This is a genomic window from Streptomyces sp. NPDC043867, from assembly GCF_056435845.1.
The window spans coordinates 51,403-70,336 of record NZ_JBWKDS010000018.1 but is presented as its reverse complement, the minus strand read 5'-3'; the positions used below and the strand labels follow the sequence as shown (position 1 = coordinate 70,336).

18 protein-coding genes, 1 tRNA gene and 1 pseudogene are annotated in these 18,934 nt (G+C 74.0%); 14 read left to right on the top strand and 6 right to left on the bottom strand.

Translation table 11 applies throughout. The features are described 5' to 3' along the window. Positions 1-157: 157 nt before the first annotated feature. The 5 genes and pseudogenes from AC069T_RS19420 to AC069T_RS19400 all read right to left on the bottom strand — a co-directional run. A pseudogene (locus tag AC069T_RS19420) lies at positions 158-1,372 on the bottom strand (lysylphosphatidylglycerol synthase transmembrane domain-containing protein); the annotation flags it as partial. Beyond that, entirely contained in the window at positions 1,369-2,298 is a 930-nt protein-coding gene (locus AC069T_RS19415; protein WP_478783919.1) for a class I SAM-dependent methyltransferase, read from the bottom strand. The gene AC069T_RS19415 and the pseudogene AC069T_RS19420, both read right to left, overlap by 4 nt. Further along, on the bottom strand, positions 2,295-3,491 hold the full coding sequence (locus AC069T_RS19410) for a glycosyltransferase family 4 protein (protein WP_478783918.1): 1,197 nt from the start codon (positions 3,489-3,491) through the stop codon (positions 2,295-2,297). Before AC069T_RS19410 ends, AC069T_RS19415 begins: the two co-directional genes overlap by 4 nt. Continuing rightward, on the bottom strand, positions 3,488-3,886 hold the full coding sequence (locus AC069T_RS19405) for a 6-pyruvoyl trahydropterin synthase family protein (protein WP_358853004.1): 399 nt from the start codon (positions 3,884-3,886) through the stop codon (positions 3,488-3,490). The genes AC069T_RS19410 and AC069T_RS19405 overlap by 4 nt, the downstream gene beginning before the upstream one ends. Positions 3,887-4,039: 153 nt before the next feature. Continuing rightward, the gene (locus AC069T_RS19400; RefSeq protein WP_478783917.1) at positions 4,040-5,020 is read right to left on the bottom strand and encodes a zinc-dependent alcohol dehydrogenase; all 981 of its coding nucleotides are present in this window, start codon (positions 5,018-5,020) and stop codon (positions 4,040-4,042) included. A gap of 108 nt (positions 5,021-5,128) precedes the next feature. Between AC069T_RS19400 and AC069T_RS19395 the strand changes: the two genes are divergently transcribed. The 13 genes from AC069T_RS19395 (at position 5,129) to AC069T_RS19335 (ending at position 17,231) form a co-directional block, all read left to right on the top strand. Then, positions 5,129-5,938 carry a CDP-alcohol phosphatidyltransferase family protein gene (locus AC069T_RS19395; protein WP_478783916.1) on the top strand — a complete coding sequence of 270 codons (810 nt, stop codon included), beginning with the start codon at positions 5,129-5,131 and terminating at the stop codon, positions 5,936-5,938. Positions 5,939-6,368: 430 nt separating this feature from the next. Further along, on the top strand, positions 6,369-7,481 hold the full coding sequence (locus AC069T_RS19390) for a glycosyltransferase (protein WP_478783915.1): 1,113 nt from the start codon (positions 6,369-6,371) through the stop codon (positions 7,479-7,481). Continuing rightward, entirely contained in the window at positions 7,478-8,548 is a 1,071-nt protein-coding gene (locus AC069T_RS19385) for a glycosyltransferase family 4 protein (RefSeq protein WP_478783914.1), read from the top strand. The genes AC069T_RS19390 and AC069T_RS19385 overlap by 4 nt, the downstream gene beginning before the upstream one ends. Beyond that, positions 8,545-9,558: a glycosyltransferase gene (locus tag AC069T_RS19380; protein WP_478783913.1), complete on the top strand. Its 1,014-nt coding sequence runs from the start codon at positions 8,545-8,547 to the stop codon at positions 9,556-9,558. The genes AC069T_RS19385 and AC069T_RS19380 overlap by 4 nt, the downstream gene beginning before the upstream one ends. Continuing rightward, positions 9,546-10,409 carry a glycosyltransferase family 2 protein gene (locus AC069T_RS19375; RefSeq protein WP_478783912.1) on the top strand — a complete coding sequence of 288 codons (864 nt, stop codon included), beginning with the start codon at positions 9,546-9,548 and terminating at the stop codon, positions 10,407-10,409. Before AC069T_RS19380 ends, AC069T_RS19375 begins: the two co-directional genes overlap by 13 nt. A 139-nt stretch (positions 10,410-10,548) precedes the next feature. Beyond that, positions 10,549-11,235, top strand: coding sequence for a hypothetical protein (locus AC069T_RS19370; RefSeq protein WP_478783911.1), 687 nt, complete (start codon positions 10,549-10,551; stop codon positions 11,233-11,235). Then, positions 11,232-11,516 carry a hypothetical protein gene (locus AC069T_RS19365; RefSeq protein ID WP_478783910.1) on the top strand — a complete coding sequence of 95 codons (285 nt, stop codon included), beginning with the start codon at positions 11,232-11,234 and terminating at the stop codon, positions 11,514-11,516. The genes AC069T_RS19370 and AC069T_RS19365 overlap by 4 nt, the downstream gene beginning before the upstream one ends. Next, positions 11,513-12,277, top strand: a complete 765-nt coding sequence (locus AC069T_RS19360; RefSeq protein WP_478783909.1) for a metallophosphoesterase family protein — start codon at positions 11,513-11,515, stop codon at positions 12,275-12,277. Before AC069T_RS19365 ends, AC069T_RS19360 begins: the two co-directional genes overlap by 4 nt. Positions 12,278-12,380: 103 nt before the next feature. Further along, the gene (locus tag AC069T_RS19355) at positions 12,381-13,421 is read left to right on the top strand and encodes a beta-ketoacyl-ACP synthase III (RefSeq protein WP_478783908.1); all 1,041 of its coding nucleotides are present in this window, start codon (positions 12,381-12,383) and stop codon (positions 13,419-13,421) included. Between the two features lie 48 nt (positions 13,422-13,469). Beyond that, on the top strand, positions 13,470-13,703 hold the full coding sequence (locus AC069T_RS19350) for an acyl carrier protein (protein WP_478783907.1): 234 nt from the start codon (positions 13,470-13,472) through the stop codon (positions 13,701-13,703). Continuing rightward, positions 13,703-14,671, top strand: a complete 969-nt coding sequence (locus tag AC069T_RS19345) for an alpha/beta fold hydrolase (protein WP_478783906.1) — start codon at positions 13,703-13,705, stop codon at positions 14,669-14,671. The genes AC069T_RS19350 and AC069T_RS19345 overlap by 1 nt, the downstream gene beginning before the upstream one ends. Positions 14,672-15,180: 509 nt before the next feature. Then, positions 15,181-15,384 (top strand): cold-shock protein, encoded by a 204-nt coding sequence (locus tag AC069T_RS19340; protein ID WP_100580096.1) that lies wholly within the window; start codon positions 15,181-15,183, stop codon positions 15,382-15,384. Positions 15,385-15,704: 320 nt separating this feature from the next. Next, positions 15,705-17,231 (top strand): DEAD/DEAH box helicase, encoded by a 1,527-nt coding sequence (locus tag AC069T_RS19335; protein ID WP_478783905.1) that lies wholly within the window; start codon positions 15,705-15,707, stop codon positions 17,229-17,231. 94 nt (positions 17,232-17,325) lie between these two features. Here AC069T_RS19335 and AC069T_RS19330 read toward each other — a convergent pair. Further along, positions 17,326-17,410: transfer RNA gene (locus AC069T_RS19330), tRNA-Leu, on the bottom strand. A 144-nt stretch (positions 17,411-17,554) separates the two neighbouring features. Here AC069T_RS19330 and AC069T_RS19325 point away from each other — a divergent pair. After that, positions 17,555-18,904, top strand: coding sequence for a DUF2254 domain-containing protein (locus AC069T_RS19325; protein WP_478783904.1), 1,350 nt, complete (start codon positions 17,555-17,557; stop codon positions 18,902-18,904). The last annotated feature ends 30 nt before the right edge of the window (positions 18,905-18,934 follow it).

Sequence of the window (18,934 nt, the reverse complement as noted above, 5' to 3'; positions counted from 1 at the left end):
GGCGCGGGCGTGCCGTGCCGGGGGCCCGGGCGGACACGACGACGGGGTGCGGGACGGCGGGGGCGGGAGACGTGCCGGTGGGAGCCGCCCCCGCAAGGTCCGCCGCCGCTGACGTGACCGGGGAAACCGCCCCCGTTAGGTCCGCCGCCGCTGACGTGGCCGGGGAAACCGCCCCCGCGAAAGCCGACGCCGATGATGTGACCGAGGTAACCGCCCCCGCGAAAGCCGACGCCGATGACGTGACCGAGGAAGCCGCCCCCGCAGGCGCCGTATTCGCGCGGGAGCGCCGGACCCCGCCGTACCACCGGGCGATCAGCACGAGGACACCCGGCAGCGCCGCCGCGAAGCTGAGCACGCCGTAGACGACGGCGACGCCCAGTCCCGTGCTCGCGCCGAGCCCCGCCGCGCCGAAGGCCCAGGCCGTGACACCCTCCCTGGGACCCCAGCCGCCGACGTTCAGCGGCAGGCCCATGGCCAGCAGGGCCAGCAAGCCGAGGGGCAGCAACTCGGCGGCGGACGCGGTCGATCCGGCGACCCGGGCGGCGAGCAGGAACATCGCGAGATGACCGGCCAGCACCGCGGTCGAGGAGACCAGCACGCCGGGCCAGCTGCCGCGGGAGAGCAGCGCCTGACGTGCCTCGGCGAGAGCGGCGCGCACGGCGCGACGACGGGACGAGGAGCCCGTCGCCCGGCCCATCCGGACCGCGGCCACGACCGCCAGGGCGCCCAGCGCGGCGAGCGCGAGCAGTCCGGTGAGGTGACGGGCCTGCGCCAGGACCGGCGAGGGCTGCGTGAGCAGGACCCCCGCGCAGGCGACGGACAGGACCGCCTGACCCGCCGTCCGTTCCAGGACGACCGCGCGGACACCGCGGCCGATGTCACCGGTGCTCTGTCCGTGCCGCACCGCCCGGTGCACGTCACCAAGGACGCCGCCGGGCAGCGCCGCGTTCAGGAACAGGGCGCGGTAGTAGTCCGCGACGGCCGCGCCGAGCGGCAGCCGGATGCCCAGGCTCCGGGCCACCAGGCACCAGCGCCAGGCGCTGAACACGGTGGTGAGCAGGCCAAGGCCGAGCCCCAGGAGCAGGGCCGTCCCGTCGATGCGTCGCAGCCCGTCCAGGAAGACACCGGTGCCGAGCCGCCACAGCAGCACGCCGAGGATGAGGGATCCGGCGACCGTGCCGACGTGGGTTCGCACCGCCGGGGAGCCGACCCGGAGCAGCAGGGCCCGGGCACGGTCGCGCCCCCGGGCGGCTCCTCGCGCCGGCCGCGCCCCGGCGCGGACGTCCGCGCCGGGGGCCGCCGCGGCCGAGGACCGCCCCGCGGCCCGCGCCCCGGTAGTCCGGCCGCCCGTAACAGCCCCCCGCCCGTTCACGACGAGCCGCCCGCCGGGCCCGGCAGTGCCAGGAGGTCGCTGTGCTCGACCACCACCCGCAGTTCGCCCGCCTCGCACTCGGCGAGCCGGCGGTGCAGAAACGCTTCGGCCGGGGTGGCCAGTGCGGGGCGCTGTTCGACGGCCGCCGCGACCCAGCCGCGCAGCCACTCCGCGGTCAGCTCGGCGTGCGCGGCACCGAGCCGCCACGGGCTGTAGCGCACGTGTACGGTCGCGCCCTGCCGGGTGAAGGCCTCGCGGGCCGCGGTGACGGCGTCGGGGCCGAGCAACTCCCCCCGGCGCTGGTGTGCGTTGAAGGCGTCGGCGATCTCGCCGTCCAGCGGGTCGGCCGGGGTCAGCCGCACGCTTCCGGCGACGGAGAGCGTGAGCAGCGCCGGGCAGTTTGCGCCGGCGCAGGCCGCGGCGAGCACGTCCACCTCGTCACGGGTGAGTACGTCCAGCAGGGCGGACGCCGTCACCAGGGACGCGCCGGCCAGGCCGTCCGAGGTCAGCCGCCCGATGTCGCCGCGCTGCGTGGTGACCGTGATCCGGCTGCCGTCGGCGGAGGCGCGGGGCGCCCCCACGGTGGCGAAGTGCAGCAGGTAGGGGTCGCGGTCGTGCAGGACCCAGTGCTGGGGGCCGTCGAGGAGGGGTGCGAGCCAGCGGCCCATGGATCCGGTTCCGCAGCCGAGGTCGTGGACGACCGTGCCGTTGCCGCGCCGCGGCAGGTCGGCGAGCCGGATGCGCAGCGGGTCGAGCAGATCGTGCGCGCGGGCGTCGGCGTCCGCGCCTTCGCGCAACTGGAGCCAGCGGGGCGCGAATCGGGGCACCTCGACGGATCCCGCGGCCGCGACGACCTCGTCCTTCGCGGGTTCGCCGGACGCCCGCGTGTGTTCCGGCGAACCGGACGGAGTCGTCGTCGCGTTCATGCGGCCCTCCCCGGTTCCTGCCGGAGCCGCCCGAGGACACCCGCGAGGCTCCGGGCGGTCGCCGCCCAGCCGCCGAGGGCGGCCCGGCGCGCGCGGGCGGCGGACTTCAGCCTGCGCCGCACGTCGGCCTCGCCGAACCAGGCGCGCAGCTCCCTGGCCAGGGCCGCCGGGTCCTCCGGCGGTACGAGGATGCCGGGCACCCCGCCGTCCGGGGCGCGCCCCACCGCCTCGGGCAGGCCGCCGACGTCGGTGGCCAGTACGGGGACTCCGCGGGCTAGCGCCTCCGTCACCGCCATGCCGTACGTCTCGGCGTACGAGGCGAGGACCATGAGGTCGGCGGCGGCGTAGCTCGCGTCGAGTTCCGCGCCGGCCTGCGGACCCGTCAGACGCAGCCGGTCCCCGAGCCCGAACTCGTCGATCAAGCCGCGGAGTCGGGCGACGTACTCCGGGTCCTGTACGAGCCCGCCGACGAAGGTGCAGCTCCAGGGCAGGTCGGTGACGGTCGCCAGGGCCTCGACCAGCCGGTGCTGTCCCTTGCGGGGGGTCACGGCGGCGACGCAGAGCAGTCGCGAGACGCCGTCGGTGCCGGGGGCGAGGGGGGCGATGTCGGCGCCGGGGACGGCGACATGGACGCGCTCGGGGGCGAGTCCGTGGTGGGCCACGAGCCGGCGGACCGCCCATTCGCTGGTGGCCACGACGGCCGGCACGGCACGCAGCGTCGTGCGTTCCAGTGCGTCCAGTTCCGCCGCGACGGCGGGGGCGAGGCCCCGCTCGTCGCCGAGGGGCAGATGCACCAGGACGGCCAGGCGCAGCCGCCGGGCCTCCGGGACGACGACCTCGGGGACGCCGCAGGCGACGAGTCCGTCCAGCAGGACGACGGTGCCGTCGGGCAACTCCGCCAGTGTGCGGGCGAGTTCGGCGCGCGCGGCGGGCTCGGGCCGGGGCCAGTCACCCGCGACGGTGTGGCGGCGGACCTGCCAGCCGAAGCCGGGCAGGTCGAGACAGACCCGGCGGTCGTAGGCGTTGCCGCCGCTCGGTGCGGTCGGGTCGTCGACCCCGCCGGGCATGACGAAGTGCACGGAGCTGAGGGACATGGGGATGATCTCGGCGTTCTTGAGGGCCGCGTGCTGCACGGGCACGTAGTCCAGTGCGGGCCGGCCGGCGGCCACCTGTTCCAGGGTCACGTCGGTCACAGGGCACGCTCGTAACTCGCCCAGGCGATGTGGGACTCGTGCAGGGTGACGGTGATGCCGGCGAGACCGCGGGCCCCTTCGCCCAGGGCGCCGGCGTGCACCCGGTCGGCGAGGCGGTCGGCGATCACCTTGGCGAGGAACTCCGTGGAGGTGTTGGTGCCGGCGAAGTCGGGCTCGTTGTCGAGGTTGCGGTAGTTCAGGTCGCTCACCACGGCGCCGAGCTCCTGTGTGGCCAGTCCGATGTCGACGACGATGTTGTCGTCGTCCAGCTCGGCGCGGCGGAATGTGGCGTCCACCAGGAACGTCGCTCCGTGCAGGCGCTGTGCGGGTCCGAAGACCTCGCCGCGGAAGCTGTGGGCGATCATGAGGTGATCGCGGACGGTGATACTGAACAACGGACGACCCTCCAGGTGCGGTGCGTCTGATCCCCTTGCCGGGGGCCATGCCGAGTAGTACGGCTGCCCCGTACGCGTTGTTCAGCCGCCGGTTCCCCTTCTTTCGGGGGCCCTTGCGGGGTTCCCCGCGAGGTCAGGCGGCTGCCCGGGGGTTCAGCCGGCTGGGTAGCGGACTCGGTGGCAGAGCCCCGGGATCTCACCGGAGGCGAGCCGGGGCAGGACGTCGGGCAGTTCCTCGAAGGCGCACTCGCCGGTGATCAGCGCGTCGAAGGCGGGGTCGGCGAGGAGTTCGAGGGCGAGGGCGAGCCGGTCGCCGTAGTCGCGGCTGCCGCGCCGGGCCGGGGAGACGGAGCCGACCTGGCTGCTGCGCAGGGTGAGGCGCCGGGAGTGGAAGGCCTCGCCGAGCGGCACCGCAACCTTCCGGTCCCCGTACCAGCTCAGTTCGAGCACGGTTCCCTCCGTGGCGGCCAGTTCCAGTGAGCGTGCGAGTCCGGCGTCGGTGGCGCTGGCGTGGACGACGAGGTCGCAGTCGCCCGCGGCCTCCCCGGGCAGCGCGAAGGCGGCCCCGACCGCCCGTGCGACCTCGGCGCGTGCGGGATCGGCGTCGACCAACTGGAGGCGTACTCCGGGGAACCGGGCGAGCAGCGCCGCGACGGACGAACCGACCATGCCGCCGCCGACCACGGCGATCCGGTCGCCGATCAGAGGGGCGGCGTCCCAGAGGGCGTTCACCGCGGTCTCCACGGTCCCGGCGAGGATCGCCCGCCCCGCCGGGACGTCGTCCGGGACGACGGTGACGGCGCTCACTGGGACGACGTACCGGGTCTGGTGGGGCGCGAGACAGAAGACGGTCCTGCCGACCAGATCGGCCGGGCCCTCCTCGACCTGTCCGACGCTGAGGTATCCGTACTTCACCGGACCGGGGAAGTCGCCTTCCTGGAACGGCGCCCGCATCGCGCGGTACTGGCTCTCCGGCACACCGCCGCGGAAGACGAGGGTCTCCGTGCCGCGGCTCACTCCGGAGTACAGCGACCGCACCAGGACCTCGTCCCCGGCGGGCGCGGGCAGCGCGGACTCCCTGATCTCACCGTGCCCCGGGGAGCGCAACCAGAAGGCGCGGGCTGTGGGTTGCATGTGCGTCCTCCTGAACGATCGGCCGACTCCCCACGTACGCAGCGATGAGAAGTCGCGCACAACGTACGCGGCGTTGATCGAATCTGTCACTCGGCCGGAGGGTGAACGGTGGCCCTGAACCACACGTACGACGCAAGGCTCGCGCAGCAGGAGACGGCGGTGGGAGCGGGCGCGCAGTTGCTGCTCCTCGCCCTCCTGGGGACGGCGATCGGGATGGGACCCGCGGGCTGGCTCACGGGCCTGGCCTTCGGGATCGCCACCTGGGCCGTCCTCAACCGGGCCCTGCGCCGTTCGCAGCCCCTGCCCTTCGGGCCCGCGAACCGCGTCACCCTCGGACGGGCGATTCTGGTCGGCGGTGTCACGGCGCTGGTCGCGGACTCGTTCGAGAGCTCACCCCCGCTGACGCTGTTCGTCGGTCTGACGGCGGTGGCGCTGATCCTGGACGGCGTGGACGGCAAGGTCGCCCGCCGCACGGGCACGTCGTCGGCGCTGGGCGCCCGCTTCGACATGGAGGTCGACGCGTTCCTGATCCTGGTCCTGAGTGTGTACGTCGCCATGTCGCTGGGGCCGTGGGTGCTGCTGATCGGCACGATGCGGTACGTGTTCGTGGCGGCGGCACGGGCTCTGCCGTGGCTGAACGGGCCGCTGGCGCCGAGCATGGCGCGCAAGACGGTGGCGGCGCTCCAGGGGATCGTGCTGCTGGTCGCCGGGGCGGGGGTGCTGCCCCGGCCGCTGGCCTTCGCGCTGGTCCTGCTGGCGCTGGCGCTGCTGAGCTGGTCCTTCGGGCGGGACATCGCGTGGCTGTGGCGGACGGCCGACCCGGAGCCGCTGCCGGCCTGGCCGGCGGGACACGGACCCGACGTGCCGTCGGGCGTCCGCCCGGCCGCGGTCGGCGGTGCCGGGCGGGCGAGGCCCTGACCGCCGGCGGGGAGAGACGCACCACCCGGGAACCGGGTGGGCCGAGACGCCTCTCGCCGTGGTCCTGGTCCGCGCCGTGCCGTGCGCCGCGTTTCTCCCGGCGCACGCGATCCCGCCGAGACGCCTCTCGCCGTGGTCCTGATCCGCGCCGTGCCATGCGCCGCGTACTTTCCGGCGCACGCGATCCCGCCGAGACGCCTCTCGCCCCCGGCGTACGCGATCCAGCCGTGACGGCGGGCCGCTCGCTTCCGGGTTCCTCAGCGGTTCGGCGCCGGCGCTCGCCCGGTGAAGCCGTCCGCCCGGTCCGTCACGCTTTCCTCACTGGCTGCGACATTTCCCTCTCGTCGCATACATCCCTTTTGTCGGCGTGGGTACTCCGGGACCACTCGGCCGCACCGACCGGAGCGGCCGTCCCGCAGGGAGGCAACCAGTGAAGACCCTCGTGGACCCCACGCCCACGACACTGCGGGCCGCTCGCCGGCCGCGCCGCATCCGTGTCGCGTCCGTGCCCGCCGGGCACGTCTACGTGGCGCATCTGCAGCCCCCGGACGGGGACGGTACCGTGGACCTGCTGCCGGACCCGCGTCCCAACGGCGCTCCCAGCACCTCCCAGCGCTGGTGGCCGCCGGTGATGCTCGACCCGGCCTGGGTCGAGGCGCACCATCGGGACTTCGACGTCTTCCATCTGCACTTCGGCTTCGACGCGCAGTCGCCGGCCGAGCTGAGCGCCCTGGTGGCGGCACTGCGCCGGCACGGCAAGCCGCTCGTCCAGACGGTGCACGACCTCCGCAATCCGCACCAGCCCGATCCGCGCCCCCACCGGGCCGCGCTGGACGTCCTCATTCCGGCCGCCGACCGTCTGGTCACGCTCACCCGGGGCGCGGCCGACCGGATCGAACTGCTGTGGGGACGTACCGCGCGGGTGCTGCCCCACCCCCATGTCGTCGAGGAGCCCGAACTGTCGGCGCCCCGACCGCCGCACCCCGGTTTCGTGATCGGCGTACACGCCAAGAGCATCCGCCCCAACATGCGGCCCCTGCCGGTGATCCGCGCGCTCGCCGACCTGGTGGCGGACCTGCCCGGGGCGCGGCTGCGCGTCGACATCCACACGGAGACGGCCGACCCCCGCGCCCACGCCCACGCGCCCGAGACGCTGGCCGCCCTGCGGTCCCTGGCCGACGCCGGCCGTATCGACCTGCACGTCCACGACTATTTCGACGACGCGGAGCTGTGGCGCTACCTGCGTTCGCTGGACCTCTCGGTGCTGCCGTACGCCTTCGGCACGCACTCGGGGTGGCTGGAGGCCTGCTACGACCTGGGCACGGCCGTCGCCGTCCCCGACTGCGGCCACTACGCCGAGCAGCGCCCCTGCCACCTCTACCGCATGAGCGACGACGGGCCCGACCGCCCCTCCCTGCGCGCCGCGGTCGAGGCCGCCCACGCCGGGCGTCCGGCGCCCCGGGCCGACCCGGCCCAGCGGGCCGCGGAACGGCGTGCCGTGGCCGCCGCGCACCGGGCGCTCTACGAGGACCTGCTGCGATGAGCAGGCCCCTACGGGTCGCGCTGATCGCCTCCGCGCGCTACCCCATCAAAGAGCCCTTCGCCGGCGGACTCGAGGCCCACACGTGGTCCCTGGCCAGGGAACTCGGCCGCCGGGGCCACCACGTCACGCTGTTCGCCGGAGCGGGCTCGGATCCCGCCCTCGGCGTGCGCGAACTACCGGTCCACCGGGCCGAGTTCAGTGAAGCGGCGCGGGCGGACCTGTCCATGACGGACCCCTCGTCGCTCGCCGAGCACCACGCCTACCTGCGGCTGATGGTCGACCTGGCCCAGGACGGCGGCCCCTACGACATCATCCACAACAACAGCCTCCACTACCTGCCCGTGGCCATGGCACCGGCGCTGCGGATCCCGGTGGTGACCACGCTCCACACGCCGCCCACGCCGTGGCTGGAGTCGGCCGTCCAGACCAGCCCGGGGCACTGCGGACATTTCACCGCGGTCAGTGATCACACGGCGCGGGCCTGGTCACCGCTGATCCCCTCGGCGCGCGTCATCCTCAACGGGGTCGACACCCGGCGCTGGCGTCCGGGACCCGGCGGCACGGACCTGGTGTGGTCCGGCCGGCTCGTGCCGGAGAAGGGCCCGCACCTGGCGATCGAGGCGGCGCGCAAGGCGGGCCTGCCGCTGCGGCTGGCCGGGCCGACACCGGACCGCGACTACTTCGAGGGCCGGATCGCCCCCGGGCTGGGCGACGGCATCTCCTACGAGGGGCACCTGACCCGGGACGAGCTGGTGGCCCTGGTCGGCCGGGCCGGCGCGGCCCTGGCCACGCCCTGCTGGGACGAGCCGTACGGACTCGTGGTGGCAGAGGCGCTGGCCTGCGGCACCCCGGTCGCCGGCTTCGACCGGGGCGCGCTGCGGGAGATCCTCACCCCCGACTGCGGCCGGCTGGCGCCCTGGCCGGACACGACGGCGCTGGCCGAGGCGATCGGGGAGACCATGGCGCTCGACCGGACCGCCTGCCGGGAGCGCGCGGTGCGCCACTGCTCGCTGGACGCCATGGCCGACCAGTACGAGCTGCTCTACGAGGAGCTGATGGCTTCATGATCGGCTACTACGTCCATCACCACGGGCGCGGTCATCTGCACCGGGCCGTGTGCGTCGCCCGGCACACCGAGCAGCCGGTCACCGGACTGTCCAGCCTGCCCCGCCCCGCGGACTGGCCGGGCCCCTGGGTGCGCCTGCCGCTGGACACCGGCGGTCCGCTCACGGACGTCACGGCCAACGGACGGCTGCACTGGGCACCCGTGGGCCACGACGGCTACCGCGAGCGCATGCGACTGGTCGCCGACTGGATCACGCGTGCCCGCCCCTCGCTGCTGGTCAGCGACGTGTCCGTGGAGGTCGCCGGGCTCGGCCGGCTCCTCGGCGTGCCCGTCGTCGTCGCCGCCATGCGCGGTGACCGCCGGGATCCCGCGCACACCTTCGCCTACGACCTGGCGCGCGGCCTGCTCGCCCCATGGCCGGCGGAGCTCCCGGAGCCGGGCTGGCCGGAGCACTGGTACGCCAAGACACTGCACGCGGGCGCCTTCTCCCGCCACGACGACCGGCCGCGCCCCGCCGGGACGGCGCCGTCCGGCGGCAGGCGCCGCGTCCTGGTGATGCTGGGCGCCGGGGGCGGCGACGTCGACGACGCGCTGCTCGCACCGGCCGCCCGCGCCACCCCGGACTGGGAGTGGACGGTCCTGGGCGGCGGCGGGACCTGGGCCGCCGACCCCTGGCCGCTGCTCTGCGCCGCGGACGTCGTGGTCACCCACGGCGGCCAGAACGCCCTGGCCGAGTGCGCGGCGGCGCGCCGGCCCGCCGTGGTGATCCCGCAGGACCGGCCGTTCGGTGAGCAGAGCGCCACCGGCCGCGCCCTCGCACAGGGCGGCATCGCGCTCGTCCGGGCGCCCTGGCCCGCCGCCCGGGAGTGGCCGGACGTCCTGTCCGGCGCCGTCCGGCTCGGCGGGGCCGGCTGGGCCCGGTGGTCGTACGGGGACGGCGCCCGGCGGGCCGCCTCCTTCCTGGAGCGGCTCGCCTGCTCGTCGGCCGAGGAGGCGTCGTGCGTCGCGTAGCAGTGATCACCCCGGTCGCCGGACGGCACGGCCACCTCGCCCTCCAGCAGCGGGCGCTGGCCGCCGGCACCCTGCGCCCCGACCACTACGTGGTGGTGACGATGGACGACGCCGAGGCGGGGCGGCTGGTGGCCCGCGGCGATCCGGCCGGCGATCCCGTCGCCGTGGAACGGCCGCCCGGTGCGCGCGGACTGCCCCTGGCGGCGGCCCGCAACGCCGGAGCCCGGCGCGCCCTCGCGGAGGGGGCCGACTGCCTCGTCTTCCTCGACGTGGACTGCGTGCCGGGTCCGCGGACGATCGCCCGCTACGCCGCGCTGGCCGACGACACCAGCATTCTCTGCGGCACCGTCGGTTACCTGCCCCCGCCGCCGGCCGGCGGGTACCGGCTCGACGACCTGCCCGCCCTGGCCGAGCCGCACCCCGCCCGGCCGGTGCCCGGACCGGACGAGATCGTCGACGCGGCGGACCCGGCCCTCTTCTGGTCGCTGTCCTTCGCCACGACGGCGGCCGCCTGGGAACGCATCGGCGGCTTCTGCGAGGCGTACACCGGCTACGGGGGCGAGGACACCGACTTCGCGCTGCTGGCCGCGGAGGCGGGCGTCGGCATCGCCTGGCTCGGCGGCGCCCCGGCCTACCACCAGCACCACGCGGTGAGCCGGCCCCCCGTCGAGCACCTGGACGACATCCTGCGCAACGGGGCCCTCTTCAACCGGCGCTGGGGCTACTGGCCCATGCAAGGCTGGCTGGAGGACTTCGCACGCCTCGGCCTCGTACGGCACGACCCGCACAACGACAGCTGGATCAGGACGGCGAACGCGCCACCGCCCGCCGGTCCCGCGCCCGGGGGATGACCCCGTACGCCCGCGTGCGCCGCCCGCCCGCCGTCGGCGCGGGCGCCCCGCGGGCAACCGTGTCGAAACGGGCGAGCCGGGTACCGGAGGGGGTACCCGAGTGGTCAGAACGGGCCCGGGACACGGAAACGGAGCAGCAATGACGCAGAACGCGGACGACGCCGCTCTCGACCAGCGGCAGATCTCCCCTGAGCTGCGCCTGGCGGCGGTGCACCCCCAGGAGGCCGGCCGGCTCGACCCGCACGAGCTGAGCCTGCCCCGCGACCGCAATCAGGCGATTCTGGAGGCGGCCAAACAGGTCGGCTCGATCCTGAAGAAGAACGAGTACGAGTTCGCCCTGGCCGGCAGCGTCGCCGTGTACGCCCACGGCGGCACGGGCAACCTCCAGCACGACGCCGACTTCTGCATCAAGCCCGAGGACGCCGACCGGGTCGCGTCCACGCTGCGCTCGGCCGGCCTCGAGGTCTACGCCCCGCCGGAGGACTGGCTGCTGAAGGCCAAGTGCCTCGGGCAGGACATCGACCTCATCTTCGAGCTGGCGCACCAGCCGGTCGACAGCGCCCTGCTGAGCAGGTCCGACATGCTGTCGGTCGACTCGGTGCACATGCCGGTGCTGGCGCCGACCGATCTGATGCGCAGTCTGCTGGCCGCGTTCTCCGAACACCACTGCGACTTCGGTGCGGTCCTGCCCATCGCGCGGGCGCTGCGCGAGAAGGTCGACTGGGAGCAGGTGCGCGTGACCTGCGGGGACGCCCCCATGCCGAACGCCTTCCTCTACCTGCTGGAACGCATGGAAGTCATCGCACCCCCGGAGGCTGGACGATGAGCGGGCACACCGAGGCCGGGGCGGGCGGCGCCGGCGAACGGCACGTCGAATACCGGGTGGCGCACCTGCGTGACCGGTGGGCGGCCGAGGACCTGGGCGAGCTGGGCGTACGCGCCGAGGTCCGCTCGGGGGCGGTCATGCTCACGGGCACCGTCCCCTCGGCGCACTGCAGGGACGAGATCCTGCGGACCGCGCAGGACGAGCTGGCGGGGCTGACGCTGCACTGCGACATCGTGGTCGCCGACGCCACCGCCCCCGACCACACGGAGGAACTGGCATGATCCGGGTCGCAGCCGTCGGGGACATCCACATGGGGCCCGACAGTCGGGGCCTGCTCAGGCCCGCCTTCGACACCCTTCCCGCGTGCGCGGACCTCCTGCTGCTCGCCGGTGACCTCACCCGGCACGGCACCCCCGAGGAGGCGCGGGTGGTCGCCGACGAGGTCAGGGGGCTCGGCGTGCCCGTCGTGGCCGTCCTCGGCAACCACGACCACCACGACGAGCGCCCGGACGAGGTCACGGCGATCCTCGAGGAGGCGGGCGTCCAGGTCCTGGAGGGGGAAGCGTGCGTCGTGCAGGCCGGCCCGGTGCGGGTCGGTGTCGCCGGCACCAAGGGGTTCGGCGGCGGATTCGTGGGCCGCAACGCCGGGGAGTTCGGCGAACCGCTGATGAAGGAGTTCGTCCGGTACTCCCGTCGCTGCGCGGACGGTCTGCGCACCGCGCTGGAGAAGCTGGCCCGGGAGGACTGCGACGTACGGATCGCCCTGACCCACTTCTCCCCCGTGCCGGACACGCTCGCCGGTGAGCCGCCGGAGATCTACCCGTTCCTCGGCAGCTACCTGCTCGCCGAGGCCATCGACACGGCCGGCGCGGACCTCGCCGTCCACGGGCACGCGCACGCGGGCACCGAGCACGGGATGACCAGCGGAGGCGTCCGGGTGCGCAACGTGGCGCAGCCCGTGATCCGGCGCGCCTTCAGCGTGTACGAACTGCACGCCCGCAGCCGGGCCGGGGAGACTGCCCCGACGGGGACGTCCGTCTGAGCGCACGGACCCGCAGGGCCTCCGGATGCGCTCTCCCCTACGGCGTGCAGGCCCCGGTCTGCGCGATGACAACTTTCCGTTATGGGTCATGTACGTTGCGTGCATGAGTGCCCCAACTACAGCGGCTCGTCCCGGTCCTGGCGCCGTCGCGGTGCTGACCGGCGTGGGCTCCTGGCTGCCGTCCCGCCGGGTGACCAACGAGGAACTGTGCGCCCGGCTGGACAGCAGCGACCAGTGGATCCGGGAGCGCATCGGAATCCGGGAACGCCGTCGCGCGGACGCGGACGTGTCCACGGGCGACATGGCCGTGGACGCCGGACGCCGGGCGATGCGGTCGGCGGGGGCGGACACCGTCGACGCCGTGGTGCTGGCCACCACCACCCCCGATCACCACTGCCCCGCCACCGCGCCCGCCGTCGCGCACCGCCTCGGGCTGCGGGAGGCGGTCGCCTTCGACATCACCGCGGGCTGCGCGGGATTCGTGCACGCGGCGGCCGTCGCCGCCGGGCTGATCGGCGCCGGCACCGTCCGCCGGGTCCTCGTCGTCGGCGCCGAGACGATGTCGGCCGTCATCGACCCCGACGACCGCGCCACCGCGCCCCTGTTCGGCGACGGGGCGGGGGCCGTGGTCCTGGAGGCCGGCGCCCCCGGCGAGGACGGCGCCCTGGGGCCTTTCGCCTGGGGCAGCGACGGCGGGCTCGCCGACGCCATCGCCATTCCGGCCGGCGGTGCCCGTGAGCGCGACGGGCGTCACTCCTCGTCCGCCGGTGACTTCTTCGTTCACATGCGCGGGAACGAGGTCTTCCGGCACGCCGTGCGCCGGATGAGCCGGGCGGCCCGGGACGCGGTGGCGGCGGCCGGCTGGAGCCTCGACGAGGTCGACCGGCTGATCGTCCACCAGGCCAACGGCCGCATCGGCGCCGGTGTCGCCGACGCCCTCGGCATCCCCGCCGAGCGCACCCCCTCCAACATCGACCGGGTCGGCAACACCGCCGCCGCCTCCGTACCCCTGCTGCTGGCCCATGCCGCGGACGAGGGGCAGCTGAAGCCGGGGCACCGCGTGCTCGTCGTCGCCTTCGGCAGCGGACTGGCGTGGGCCGCCACGACCCTCGTCTGGCCGCCGGGGATCACCGCGGAGCTCTGAGGTCCGCAGCCCGGCACGCAAGGATCAGTACGCAAGGAGACGCACACGTTGCTGGAAGAACTCAAAAGGATCCTGACGGCGCAGGCCGGCCTGCCCGCCGCCCCGATCACCCCGGACGCGACGCTGGCCGGCGCGGGCATCGACTCGATGGCGGTGACCGTGCTGTCCATGCACCTGGAGGACCGGATGGGACTGGTCATTCCGGAGAAGGAGCTCGCCGCCGTCCCCACGGTCAACGCCCTGGCGGATCTCATCGCCGGGCGGGCCGCCGGGCGTTCCTGATGCTGCCCGCCGCCACCGCCGCGTGGACGGCACCGCCCTGGCTCCCGCCGGACCGCACCCACGAGGACGTCGTACGGCTCGACTGGCGCGGCCTGCGCTACACCTGCCGCGTCATCACCTCGGACGAGGCGCCGGCCACCGAACCCCTGGTCCTGCTGGGCGGCGCGCTGCAGGACATGTACGCCTGGCCCCGGCTGGAGCGCCGGCTCACCGGACACATGCCGCTGGTGCTGGTCGACCTGCCCGGCACCGGCACGGCGGACGACCTGCCCGCCGAGGAGGGCTTCGACGTCCTCGCCGACGCCGCCCTGCACGTCGCGGACCGGCTCGGCCACGACCGGGTGAATCTCCTCGGCGCCTCCTACGGCGCACCGATCGCCTACCGCGCGGCACTGCGCCGGCCGGACCGCGTCGCCCGGCTGGTGCTGGTCGGCGCGGCGCGCGGCATGAACCCGCGCCTCAGGTCACTGTGCGAGGACATGCGGGGCGTGGGGGCCGCCCTGGGGCAGGAGGAGGCCCGCGCACAGGCCGCCGTTCAGGCGGCCGTCGACCGTGCCGTCGCCGGGCTGCTGAACACCGCCCGCACGGAGCGGGTGGTCCAGGCGCCGGCCGTGGCCCGGCTCCTGCGGCGCCAGTTCGCCGCCATCACCCCGGCCGAGGCACGCCGTCACGCCGTCTGCCACGAGCGGCTGCTCGCCGCCGACCCCATCCCGCCCGAGGGCATCGACTCCGTGCCCGCGCTGGTGTTCACCGGCGAGCACGACCACACCAGTACACCCGAGGAGAACCGTGCCGTGGCGGCCGCCATCGCCGGCTCCGTCTTCCTCCTGGTGCGGGACGCCGACCACATGGTGCACCTCGAACGGGAGGCGGAGTACGCCGATCTGCTGCTGCGCTTCCTGACGGACCGTCCGCTCGACGGCCTGCCGTACTGCACGCCGCCGGAGCGCCTGCCAGGACCCCGGTGAAGTCGACCACCTCGGCTTCCGCGGGGCGGCTGTGCGCTCAGGGCGGCGAGTCACTCGCCCGGCCGCCGGCGTGATGCTGCCGACGGTGGTGCCCCGGGGTCCGGGCTCCACCCCCGGCAGGCGGCTCCAGCGGGCGACGAGCGCCACGAAGTCGTCCTTTCGCAGGTGACCGTCGCCGTCCGCGTCGAACGCGGCGAACATCCCACCGGGCGGTCTCGGGAGTCCTGGCCGCCAGCCGCAGAAAAGATGCGTCAGCGAAGTGAGAATTGCGGCCGCGGAGACACGACATCGCGCTGGAAATCGTACTTGCCGCGCCTTCAGGCGGACACCGTGCTAGGCTCAATCTCAGTTGCAGTTGTGGTTCCCGTAAACTTCAAGTGCCTTGGACGACCTATCGTCGTCGGGCACTTTTGTATTTCCGGTGCTGTTTTCCGGACGGGGTTCCTCACGGCGACGCCGGGGTCCACACAGTGCGGGCCCCAGGGCACAGCCCCGAAGGAGAATTAGACATGGCTACTGGCACCGTTAAGTGGTTCAACGCGGAAAAGGGCTTCGGCTTCATCGAGCAGGAGGGTGGCGGCCCGGACGTCTTCGCCCACTACTCGAACATCGCCGCCCAGGGCTTCCGCGAGCTCCAGGAAGGCCAGAAGGTGAACTTCGACGTCACGCAGGGCCAGAAGGGCCCCCAGGCGGAGAACATCACTCCCGCCTGACGCTGACAGCGCCTGAGACAGCTGGGGCCCACACCTCGCGGTGGGGCCCCAGCTTGTTGCGTTCCGCGGGCGGTCCGTCCGACGCCCGCCGACGACCGGGCCGAGTCCCTCCCGGTCCCTGACGGGGCCGGTGACCCGGGGCCCGTCACCCATTCCAGTGGATTTCGGGCCCTCGTGGGCCCGGGTCCTCTGACAACCGCGCCGGGCGACCGGCCGGACTCTGTCTTGCATTCGGCTCGTTCTTGCAATTCGTTCGGCCCACCGTTGCCGGGAATTCCTCGATACGTGCCATATCGGTGCCACATCGAGGAAGGTTCTCCATGAACCGTTCAGCTCGCACGAACGACCGTTACTCCAGGAACCGCAACGACGGCTCCGGCGCCGACCGGGGTGCCCGCTTCCGCTCGCAGGGTCAGGGCCGCCCCGTCACCCGTTCGGACGGCCCAGGGCGACGTCCGTCCGCGCCGCAGGGTGAATTCGCCCTGCCCGTCACCGTCACCCCGGCCCTCCCCGCCGTGACGGCTTTCGCGGAGCTGGACCTCCCCGCCGAGCTGCTGGAGACCCTCACCGGTCTCGGCATGCACGAGCCGTTCCCGATCCAGGCCGCCACCCTGCCGAACTCCCTCGCGGGCCGTGACGTCCTCGGCCGCGGGCGTACGGGCTCGGGCAAGACGCTCGCCTTCGGGCTGGCGCTCCTCGCCCGCACCGCCGGACAGCGCGCCGAGGCGCGCAAGCCGCTGGCCCTGGTGCTCGTCCCCACGCGCGAGCTGGCCCAGCAGGTCACCGACGCACTCACCCCGTTCGCCCGGCTGCTGAAGCTGCGGCTGGCCACCGTGGTCGGCGGCATGTCGATCGGGCGGCAGGCGAGCGCCCTGCGCTCCGGGGCCGAGGTCGTCGTCGCGACCCCCGGCCGCCTCTCGGACCTCATCGAGCGCAAGGACTGCCGTCTGGACCGGGTGAACATCACCGTCCTCGACGAGGCGGACCAGATGGCCGACATGGGCTTCATGCCGCAGGTCACCGAACTGCTCGACCAGGTACGCCCGGACGGCCAGCGCATGCTGTTCTCGGCCACGCTGGACCGCAACATCGACCTGCTGGTCCGCCGCTACCTCCACGACCCGGTGGTCCACTCCGTAGACCCGTCCGCGGGCTCGGTCACCACCATGGAACACCACGTGCTGCACGTGCACGGCGCCGACAAGTACGCCGCCGCCACCGAGATCGCGGCCCGCGACGGACGCGTGCTGATGTTCCTGGACACCAAGCACGCGGTCGACCAGTTCACCAAGCACCTGCGGGGCAGCGGGGTGAAGGCCGCGGCGCTGCACGGCGGCAAGTCGCAGCCCCAGCGCACCCGCACACTTGCCCAGTTCAAGTCCGGCGGTGTCTCGGTGCTGGTGGCGACCAACGTCGCGGCGCGCGGCATCCACATCGACGATCTCGACCTCGTCGTCAACGTCGACCCGCCGGCCGACCACAAGGACTACCTGCACCGCGGGGGCCGTACCGCCCGCGCCGGCGAGTCCGGCAGCGTCGTCACCCTCGTCCTGCCCAACCAGCGCCGTGACATGACGCGCCTGATGTCGGTGGCGGGCATCAGGCCCCGGATCACGCAAGTCCGTTCCGGCGAAGCCGAGTTGAGCCGTATCACCGGCGCGCAGGCCCCGTCCGGTGTGCCCGTCGCGGGCAGCACGCCGGTCACGGAGCGCCCCAAGCGCGGCGGCGCACCGTTCCGCGGCATGGGCACCCGTCCCGGTCGCACCGGCGGCGAGTCCCGCCGGGCCACGGAGGCACGCCTGACCGCCGAGGCCCGCAAGGCCGCCCGGATCCGCCGCGGGGCGTGAGCGTGGGCCTCCCCTCCCCTCGCGGGGAGGGGAGGCCGGCACAGCAGAAACCCCCGGAGCGAACGAGCGCTCACGGGGGTTCTTCTGCTCTGTGTGTCCGAGGGGGGACTTGAACCCCCACGCCCGATAAAGGGCACTAGCACCTCAAGCTAGCGCGTCTGCCATTCCGCCACCCGGACCAGGTGTCTGCCGCCTGGGCGAAGGTGTTCCCCGCTCGGCGACATGGACAACAATACCAAGCTTTCAGGGTGCGTTTCACCTGCGTATCCGTGCCCTCGGAGCGGTGCCGGGAGGCCGGGCGCGGGTGCGCCTACAGTCTCACCATGGGTGACTGGATGACTACGGGGGACGGGCGGAAGGGACGCCGCCCTCGGGCGCTGTCGCCGCTGCGGGAGCACGTACGCGACACGTTCTGGTTCGCGCCGACCGCGGCGATGCTGCTCGTCCTCGTCGTGTGGGCGGCGGCGTCGGAGCTCGACTCCAGGATCGTCGAGTCGCTGCGGGAGTCGCACGAGTACGACGCGCTGGAGGAGCTTCTCAAGATCGCCGACGACGCCCGGGTCGTGGTGACCACGGTCAGCTCGGCGATGATGACCTTCATCGGTGTGGTGTTCAGCATCTCGCTCGTCGCGCTGCAGATGGCGAGCGGCCAGTTCAGCCCCCGGATCGTGCGGATCTTCGTACGGAGCCGCATCACCAAGGCCACCTTCTCCGTCTTCCTCGCGACGTTCGTGCTGTCGCTCCTCGTGCTGACCGGCTTCGACGGCGAGCGCGATCCCCGGCTCGTCGTGTCCGTGCCCCTGGTGCAGTCCGTCCTGACCCTGCTCATGGTCGGGCTGAGTCTGCTGCTCTTCGTGATGTACGTGAACGCGATGCTGCGGCTCATGCGGGTCGGCCATGTCATCGACCGGATCACCCGGGAGTCGTTCGGGGTGATCGCGCGCACGACCGTCCCCGCGGCCCGGTGCGAGGGCACGGCGGCGGACGACCAGGCGGAGCTGGGACCCGAGACCGCGCTGGTCACCCACCAGGGGCGCGCCGGGGTGCTGCGTGACGTGTACGTCGCCCAGCTGGTCCGGGCCGCGCGGCAGCAGGGGGTCGTGCTGCGGCTCATCCCGCGGATCGGTGATTTCGTCGTGCCGGGCACCCCGGTACTGGCCGTGCACGGCGGGCCCGCGCCCGCCCGGCGATTGCTGCGCCACACCGTCTCCGTCGGGGTCGAGCGCACGTTCCACCAGGATCTCGGGTTCGGGCTGCGGCAGCTGTCCGACATCGCGTTGCGCGCGCTGTCCTCCGCCGTGAACGATCCGACCACCGCCGTGCAGGCGCTGGACCGCATCGTGCAGTTCCTGGCCGCCGTGTCCGGCCTGCCGCTCGACGCCGCTCTGCATCGCGACCGGCAGGGGGACGTGCGGCTGGTGCAGCCCGTGCCGGGCTGGCCGGAGCTGGTGGATCTCGGGTTCGCCGAGATCCGGGGGTGCGCCGTGGGCACCCCCCAGGTCACGCGGCGACTGGTGGCCGGACTCGAGGATCTGCTGCGGATCACGCCCCCGGAGCGGCGTGGGCCCCTGCAGCGGCACCGCGAGCTGCTGGAGCGGGCCGTGGAGCGGGCGGTTCCGGAGGCCGCCGACCGGGCCTTCGCGCTCGCACCCGACCGGCAGGGCATCGGATAGCGGCGAGCCCGGCGGGCGGCGCCCGCCCCT